General features: G+C 65.9%; 7 protein-coding genes (1 of these 7 cut by a window edge). 3 read left to right on the top strand and 4 right to left on the bottom strand.

The features are described from left to right. Positions 1–473 carry the 5' portion of a Fur family transcriptional regulator gene (locus GQ464_RS10560; RefSeq protein ID WP_166979550.1) on the bottom strand. It extends 4 nt beyond the left edge of the window, so 473 of the gene's 477 nt are visible here — the first part of the coding sequence; it begins with the start codon at positions 471–473; the stop codon falls past the left edge of the window. A 51-nt stretch (positions 474–524) separates the two neighbouring features. Further along, complete coding sequence (gene tmk / locus GQ464_RS10555; protein ID WP_166979548.1) at positions 525–1,175, bottom strand: dTMP kinase; 651 nt, start codon at positions 1,173–1,175, stop codon at positions 525–527. 435 nt (positions 1,176–1,610) lie between these two features. Between tmk and GQ464_RS10550 the strand changes: the two genes are divergently transcribed. Further along, positions 1,611–3,023 (top strand): tetratricopeptide repeat protein, encoded by a 1,413-nt coding sequence (locus GQ464_RS10550; protein ID WP_166979546.1) that lies wholly within the window; start codon positions 1,611–1,613, stop codon positions 3,021–3,023. A gap of 121 nt (positions 3,024–3,144) precedes the next feature. After that, a complete protein-coding gene (locus tag GQ464_RS10545; protein WP_166979544.1) occupies positions 3,145–3,756 on the top strand; it encodes a YqaA family protein in 612 nt (203 codons plus the stop codon). Positions 3,757–3,762: 6 nt separating this feature from the next. Here GQ464_RS10545 and GQ464_RS10540 read toward each other — a convergent pair whose 3' ends face one another. Further along, complete coding sequence (locus GQ464_RS10540; RefSeq protein ID WP_166979542.1) at positions 3,763–5,343, bottom strand: choice-of-anchor B family protein; 1,581 nt, start codon at positions 5,341–5,343, stop codon at positions 3,763–3,765. A 226-nt stretch (positions 5,344–5,569) separates the two neighbouring features. Between GQ464_RS10540 and GQ464_RS10535 the strand changes: the two genes are divergently transcribed. Continuing rightward, entirely contained in the window at positions 5,570–6,205 is a 636-nt protein-coding gene (locus GQ464_RS10535) for an OmpA/MotB family protein (RefSeq protein WP_166979540.1), read from the top strand. A 190-nt stretch (positions 6,206–6,395) separates the two neighbouring features. Here GQ464_RS10535 and GQ464_RS10530 read toward each other — a convergent pair whose 3' ends face one another. Next, the gene (locus tag GQ464_RS10530; RefSeq protein ID WP_228350194.1) at positions 6,396–7,802 is read right to left on the bottom strand and encodes an IS4 family transposase; all 1,407 of its coding nucleotides are present in this window, start codon (positions 7,800–7,802) and stop codon (positions 6,396–6,398) included. Between the last annotated feature and the right edge of the window lie 92 nt (positions 7,803–7,894).

The following is a 7,894-nucleotide window of genomic DNA, read 5'->3' as shown; positions in this document are numbered from 1 at the left end:
GCCGCCTCGACCGGGCGGTTCGGGCAGGCCTCCCGCCGGCAATGGCCGTACATGTGCAGCGAGTGATGGGTGATCTCGAACCCGAAGATTTCGGCGACCATCTCCTGTATGCTCTGGATGCGGGGGTCGCAAAACTCGAACAGTTCGTTGCAATCCAGGCAGATGAGGTGGTCATGCTGCCAGTAGCTGTAGGCCCGCTCGTACTTGGCCTGCTTGCTGCCGAACTGGTGCCGCACCACCAGGTTGCAATCGATCAACAGGTCGAGCGTGTTGTAGACGGTGGCCCGACTGACCCGGATCCCCTTTTGCTTGAGGCGCAGGTAGAGCTCGTCGGCGTCGAAGTGGTCGTCCGAGGCATAGACCTCATCCAGGATGGCGAAGCGCTCCGGCGTCTGGCGCTGGTTGTGCTCTTTGAGATAAGCGCTGAAGAGGCGTCGTACTTCGTCGATCTTTTGCTGCGGCAAAGCGGGCATGGCGGGTATCGACACGTGAGGGCAGGCAAAGAGCGGCAGGCCTGCCGCTCTTTAACCCGGTGAACCGCTTCCGGATACGGGTGTTCCGCGCCGGTCCGCAAGGCGGGGCAGCAGATCCGCCCAGATCTGCGCGTGAACGGCCTCGGGCGGGCGGGTACCGTCGAGGTGCAGGAAGCGTTCGGGTTCGTCCTCGGCGAGCCGGGCATAGGTGGTCGCCACCCGTTCGAAAAACGCTTCACCGGCGGCCTCCATGCGGTCGGTGCCGCGGTCGCTCCGGCGGCGACGGGCCACGGCGGGCGGCACGTCGAGGAGGTAGGTGCGGTCCGGGCGCAGCCCGCCGGTCACCCGGGCATGGAAATCCCGGAGCCAGGCCAGGCTTTCGACGCGGTGCCCGCCGCCCTGATAGGCCGTGCTCGAGTCGTAGAACCGGTCGCAGAGGACCACCTGCCCGGCCTCCAGCGCCGGCCGGATGCGCTCGGCCACCAGTTGCGCCCGGGCGGCGGAGAAAAGCAGCAGCTCGGCAAACGGGACGATGTGAAGCGCCGGATCGAGCAACAGGGCCCGCACCCGTTCCGAGAGGGCCGTGCCCCCCGGCTCCCGGACCAGCAACACCGGGATCCCCGCCGCCTCCAGGCGGGCAGCCAGCAAGCGCGCCTGCGTGCTCTTCCCGCTCCCGTCGATCCCTTCGAACGAAACCAGCATAATACAGACCTTCCTGCCGGGCACCGGCACCCCGACGACGACCGCGCCCCGGGCCCATCAGACGCATATAGCGGAGGTCGTGGTTATTGAGGGCATGGCTACCCTTAGCGAACGGCTCACGTGTAGCCGCGGATCTGGACGCGCAACGCGTCCCGTCGGTCCGGGCTCTCCTGTGGGCCAGGGGGCGCACCCGTGAAGGGTGCGGCTACATCGCGCTGCACACCGACGCCTTCAATAGCATGGACCAACGCTATAACGTCAGGCCCGGGAAAGCGAGAATCTAAAAATCCCTCGTTATAGTATAGAGGATCCCCGGCGCGGCTTCTTGCAAATTGCACAATCTCCAAGTATAATTAACGGAAGGCCGAACCTTTTGGGCATTCTGGCTTTTAAGCTCTTCAGCCTGTCCGAGCACGCAGCCTTTAGCGGTATTTTATGAGCATGTTCGACTTCGAATTCGAGGATTTCGAAGACTTTCCGGGGGAGACGCGACTCGAGGAGCTGGTCGCCTCGTTCGAAGCGCAGGGCGAGAACGCATATTTCGACTCCGACACGCTGGAAGACATCGCCTCCTACTATTTCGAAGAAGGGCGCTTCGAGGATGCGCTGCGGGTCATCGACCGGTTGCTCGAGATGTACCCCTTTTCGTCCGACGGCTGGATGCGGCGGGGGATCCTGCTGAACAACCTCGGCCGGCATGAGGAAGCCCTCGAAGCCTATGAACGTGCCCTGACGCTCAACCCCGTCGACACCGAGACGCTGATCAACCGGGGCATCACGCTGGACAGCCTCGACCGGGGCGAGGAGGCCCTCGAAGCCTACGACGCCGCGCTCGAGATCGACCCCCTCAACGACGAAGCCCTCTTCAACCGGGGCGTGGCCCTCGAGCGCATGAACCGCCTCGAGGAAGCGGTCGAGGCCTTCAACCGGTGCGCCGAGCGGAACCCCGAACACCCGGAGGTCTGGTACGAGCTCGGCTATTGCTACGACCGCCTGGGCGAGGACGAGCGCAGCATCGCCTGCTACGACCGGCACCTGGAGGTGGACCCCTACTCGCACGACGCCTGGTACAACCGCGGCATCGTGCTCAACCGCCTCGGCCGCTACGAGGAAGCCGTCTCGTCCTACGACATGGCGATCCTCATCTGTGAGGACTTCGCCTCGGCCTACTACAACCGCGGCAACGCGCTGGCCAACCTCGGCGCCCTCCCCGAGGCCATCGAGAGCTACCTGCGCGTCATCGAGCTGGAAGGCGGCGACACGGCCACCTTCTATAACATCGCCCTCGCCTATGAGGAGCTGAAACACTACGACAAGGCGATCGAGTACTTCCAGCGGGCCCTCGAAGAGGATGACACCTATGCCGAGGCCTGGTACGGGCTGGGGTGCTGCTACGATGCCCTCGAACACTACGAGGAAGCCCTCACGTACTTCAACCGCGCCATCGTCCTCAGCCCGGACACCCCCGAATACTGGTACGCCAAGGCCGACTGCGCCTACAACCTGGGCCGCCTCAGCGAAGCCCTCTCCGCCTACCGCACCGTCGTGCGCCTGGCACCGGACAACCGCGAGGCCTGGCTCGACTACGCCGAAACCCTCTTCGAAGCCCGGCGCGCCGAGGAGGCCCTCGAAGCCTACGGCCGCGCCCTCCGCCTCAAACCGGACTGGGCCGGCGTCTACTTCCAGCAGGCCAAAGCCCTCTTCGCCCTCGGCCGCTCGGAAGAAAGCATCCGCTCGCTCAAGATGGCCTTCTGCCTCGATCCCAAAAAGAAGGAAGAGTTTCGCCAGATCTACCCGGAACTCTACCGGGATGCCCGCATCCGCCGCCTCCTCGACCTCGACTCCTGAAGCGGCGGGATCTTCCCCCCAAACTTCGCCGCCGGGGCAGGCACCTCTTTGCCTGCCCTTTTTCATGTTCCCCCGCCTCCATGGCCACACCCGCTGAACCGGCACCAGCCGCCGCACCGGCATGACCTGGCTACGACGCCTCTACGACTGGGTACTCCACTGGGCCGAGACGCCCCACGGCGCGACAGCCCTCTTTGCGCTGGCCTTCACGGAGTCGATGTTCTTCCCCGTGCCGCCCGACGTGCTCCTGATCGCGCTGGCGCTGGGCAACCGCAACAAAGCCCTCTGGTTCGCCCTGATCTGCAGCGTGGCCTCCCTCCTGGGCGGCATGGCCGGCTACGCCCTCGGCCACTTCCTCTGGCTCGCCGGCGACGGCTTCACCCCGGTGGCCCACTTCTTCTTCAACCACATCCCGGGCTTCGACCCCGCACTCTACCACCGCCTCGGCGAGCAGTTCGAAGCCTGGGGGTTCGTCATCATCTTCACCGCCGGCTTCACGCCGATCCCCTACAAGGTCTTCACCATCAGCGCCGGCGCCTTCGACGTCAGCTTTCCGCTCTTCGTGCTCGCCTCGGCCGTCAGCCGCACGGCCCGCTTCCTCCTCGTGGCCGGGCTCATCTGGCGCTTCGGCGCACCCATCCGGGCTTTCATCGACCGCTACTTCAACCTGCTCGCCATCGCCTTTACGGCGTTGCTCATCGGTGGGTTCGTGCTGGTGAAGTACGTGCTCTGACCGGCCCTACCGGACACGCGCGAAGGGACGCGTCTCGGCGAAATGCGCCCCCTCGATCCGGACGAGGTAGGCCCCGCCGGCAAGCCCCTGCCCGTCGAACGCGAAACGGTGCCGCACCCCCGCCGGAAGCACCCCGCGATGCAGCGTCGCCACCCGGCGCCCGGCCGCATCGAAGACGGCCACCTCGACGTGCTGCGTATCCGCCAGCACGAACGCCACGGTGACGGCCCCGCCGGACGGGTTCGGGTAGACCTCCATCCGCACCGGCCCGTCCGGCACTTCCACCGGCTCGGCCACCACCGGCGACCGCAGCGCGAACAAGCCCTCCCCGATGCTGCTGACGACGAGCGTACCGCTCGGGAAGAAGGGATAGACGCTCCAGGCTCCGCGAAAGCTGATCCCGTCGTCCGGGGCATACGTGTCAAAGAAGGCCACCTCCCGGGGTGCCGTGATATCGTGGAGATCGAGGATGCGCAGGCCGCTGGTGTAGTTGGCCTGAAAAGCATAGTGCCCCCGGACGTACTGGTTGTGGTCGATGGAGGGCTGCGATGCGATGTATTCGGTGAGAAGCAGGGGGTCGTCGAGGTCGGTCAGGTCCCAGATGAGGGTGCGCGTGCCTGCGCCCCCGCCCTGCCGCTCGTCCAGCTCGTCGTCGAGGAGAAAGTAGCGGTGGTCTTCGGTGAGCCAGCCCTGGTGCGTGTAGGCCGCGTTCGGATAGCCGGCGTTGGCGATGACGCGGGGCTGCGCCTTGTCGCTCATATCGACCAGGGTGATCTTGTCTTCGTTCGAGCCGATGCAGATCTCTTTGCCCCGATGCTCGGCGTCCGGCCCGTGGTAGAGGACGCACTGCGCGTCGTGCGTGTAGCCGCGCCGGGTGTCGAAGTCGGCGAAGCAGCCGGCGAACTGCGGGTTCTTCGGCTCGCGGATGTCGACGATGTGAAAGCCGCCGCCGCACGTCGCGCCGCCGAAGCTGAGGCCGACGGCATAGGCAAAGCCGGTTGCCTCGTTGATGACGAGGTTGTGCGCGCTGCCGAAGCCGTCGTAGTGGGCATCCTCGGTGAAGGTGACGGGCGGGTTCTCGACCGCCAGCAGGCGGCTCAGGTCGAAGACCTGCAGGCCATGCGCACCCGCCCCGTCGGCCACGACATAGGCGTGGCCCGCATACACCTTGATGTCGCGCCAGACGCTCGGCCGTGCTCCCGCGTGCAGGGGCAGGGACCCGAGATAAACGGGGTTGACGGGGTCCGTGACCTCGACGAACGCCGTCCCGTCCGTGCGGCCGACGAGGGCGAACTCGCGCCCGCTCGCCGGGTCGGTCCAGCCCCAGATGTCGTTCAGGTTGACCCCGGCCTGCCCGCCGAGGTCGGCGATGGGCAAAAAGCTGAGCAGGTTGACCTCGCTGCACGGAAAGCCGGCCGCAACGCCGCCGGCGCAACGCACCTCCGCCCCGGTGACCGCCTGCAGGGTGGCGCCTTTGGCCCGGGCCGCCGCATCGTAATCCGGGCGGCTGAGGATCTGTGCACCGGCGGGCACGCTCAGGCAGCAGAGCACGGCGCCCACTGCCAGACGGAAGAGGGGGGAAGTCATGACGCTGGCGTTAAAGGAACGGAGAGGCTGAAGGGAAAACGACCCGCGGCGACGCTGGACCGCACCCGGGCCGGAGGTGTATTTTTCGCCCGAAGGGTTGCATCGTTCCTTCGGGATGGCGAAATTATTAACCATACATAGCTGACCCTCCCTCTCAGCTATCCTGAAGCGTCCGGTTCCCTTCTGGTGCCGGGCGCTTTGCTTTTCCAACGTTTCCTCTGGCCCCATGCTACGCATCCTTCCGGCAACGGCCTGCCTGTCGCTGCTCCTGATGACGGGGTGTGTGTCGCCCCGCCTGGCCCGGCAGGAAGCCGTCATAGATTCGCTTCGCACGGTGAATGCGGCCTACCAGGCGGAGCGCCTCGCCCTCGAAGACTCCCTCGCCTTCTACGAGGCCGTACGCTCCGGGCAATACGCGCGGGACATGGAGGCCCTGCGGGCGCGTATCAACCGGCTGGAGTACCTGCTGGCCACCTGCCGCGACGGCGGCGCCGGCGTGGCCACCCTGCTCGTAGACGACCTCTTTGCCCCCGGCACCGCCACGCTCACCGAAGGAGGCCGCAGGCGTCTCACCGCCCTCGCCGAGACCCTGCAGGTCCGGTATGCCGACCGCTCCTTCCGCGTCGAGGGCCATGCGGACAGCATCCCGCCGGGTCCCGCCCTCCGGGCCGTCTACCCGAGCAACTGGGAACTGTCCGCCGCCCGCGCCGCCGCCGTGGTGCGTCACCTCGTCGAAGCCGCCGGCATCGAGCCGGCACGCTTCGAGATCGTCGCCTACGGAGACACGCGCCCGGTGGCCCGCAACGACGACCCGCTCGGCCGCCGCCGCAACCGCCGTATCCACATCGCCGTGCGGCCATGACCGCCCCGCGCTGCACGGGGAAAGCGGTCTCGCACACCGAACGAAGGTCCCGCACGTACCGGGTGCGCCCGTCGAGGACGCACGGCCTCCGGCGGACACAGGAACACGTCACACGCCCGATCCGGTTGCCTCGAAGACACAAAGGCACACTTGAGCCTCCCCCGCTTGAAAGCTTACCTTTACCCACAAATCAGGAGGGGTGAAAGACGAGCCAGGCGGAGGCGATATCGGTGAGACGTTGCCAGCCGCGCCAGAGCACAGTGACACCCGGAGGCCCATCGCTTTTGCGAGCCAGAAAGCCGCCCAGCCGGGCGATCCACAGGACCACCTGGCCCACCGTGGGCGGCCGGGCAGGCACCTGCTGCGTCTTGTGGTGGAAGGCATACAGAGCCCGCCACTCATGCTCGGCCAGCACCAGCGTGCAGGGCACATCAGGCGCATGACGGGCCACCAGGGTCATCCAGAAAAGACGCCAGGCTATGATGCTGAACAGGGCCAGATAGGGCATCAGACGCTCCACGCCGGCCAACGGGGCTTTTTCCACACGGCATCCCGATTTGAGCACCTTGTGATAGACCTCAATCTGCCAGCGCAGGCCGTACCACCGGATCCGCTCCACGGCGTCGGCAAAACGATGCACCGGCACCGTGCTCAAAAGAAGCCAGCACAAAGGCGGGTCCTCCGCGGGCGGGGCCTCCTCTTGCACCAGCACCGCATAGAGCGGCATATCGCCCATCTTTTTGCGCAGGTGCCGAGGGGCTTTCAAGCTCACAGGCGCAAAGCGCACCGTGACCGAGGCCTGGCGTTTCGGCTTCCCTTTGCGGGCGGGGACGAGCACCTGCAACTGCCCGCACGCCGCTTGCCGGCCCATCACCTCCCAGAGCCGCCCCACTTCGGGTGCACAGACGGAGCGGTTCTGGGCGGCTCGCACCAGCAGGTCGGTCTCCAGGGTGCGGGCCTGGTGAAAAAGCTCAAAAAGGTCGGACTCGCTGTCGCCGATGGTGATGAGCTGGGCCTCGGGGGGAACGACGGCCTGGGTCTGTTGCAGGGCCTGGAGCCACTTGGAACTTTCCTTCTCTTCGATGGGCAGCTTGCGTCGTTCGTCTGCGGTGCGCTGGTGCATCGTGGGGGGGCGCACCCAGATGGCCTGACCGGCCAATCCGAGCGGAAGGCCCTGCTCGGTCATGAGCAGGCTGGTGTGCATGACTATGCCGGACAGGTTCTGCTGCGCGGTGCCGATGGGTCCGAGCCCCTTTGTACTGGGATGATGGGTATAGTTCAGGTAGGTCGTATCCTGAATGGCAAAGAGCCGTTTGTGCCCCTGGGCCCGCTCCCGCGTACGGCGATAATGGGGCGCCCGGATCTTCTCGGCGGTCGTTTTGGCATTGTCGAAGAGCCGGTAGGCGGCCTTGGTGTCGGCCCAATCCGCACAGGCCTGATTGATCGACACCGAAGGCCTGGCCGCCAGTTTGGCGCCGGTGTCGAGCAGTCGCCGGTCCAGGCGCTTGTCGCCCAGCGCCATGTCGTGCAATTCATGCACAAGCCAGGTGGAGAGTTCATCGACCTCAGGGAGGTCTGGGATTGCTTCCGTATCCATCGGGGGGCTCCTCTTCAATGGCTTCGATGGGGTAAAAGGTTATTTGATCAGCATCCTTCTGCTAATCTCACGGCACTTGTGGGTAAAGGTAA

The sequence above is a fragment of the Rhodocaloribacter litoris genome (genome assembly GCF_011682235.2).
Lineage (GTDB): Bacteria > Bacteroidota > Rhodothermia > Rhodothermales > ISCAR-4553 > Rhodocaloribacter > Rhodocaloribacter litoris.
The sequence above is the reverse complement of the archived record's forward strand: the minus strand, read 5'-3'. Positions and strand labels throughout refer to the sequence as shown.

Excerpts from the sequence above, each read along its gene's own strand:
- tmk (WP_166979548.1), bottom strand. The coding sequence starts at position 1,175 with ATGCTGGTTTCGTTCGAAGGGATCGACGGGAGCGGGAAGAGCACGCAG.
- GQ464_RS10545 (WP_166979544.1), top strand. The coding sequence starts at position 3,145 with ATGACCTGGCTACGACGCCTCTACGACTGGGTACTCCACTGGGCCGAG.
- GQ464_RS10550 (WP_166979546.1), top strand. The coding sequence starts at position 1,611 with ATGAGCATGTTCGACTTCGAATTCGAGGATTTCGAAGACTTTCCGGGG.
- GQ464_RS10540 (WP_166979542.1), bottom strand. The coding sequence starts at position 5,343 with ATGACTTCCCCCCTCTTCCGTCTGGCAGTGGGCGCCGTGCTCTGCTGC.
- GQ464_RS10535 (WP_166979540.1), top strand. The coding sequence starts at position 5,570 with ATGCTACGCATCCTTCCGGCAACGGCCTGCCTGTCGCTGCTCCTGATG.
- GQ464_RS10530 (WP_228350194.1), bottom strand. The coding sequence starts at position 7,802 with ATGGATACGGAAGCAATCCCAGACCTCCCTGAGGTCGATGAACTCTCC.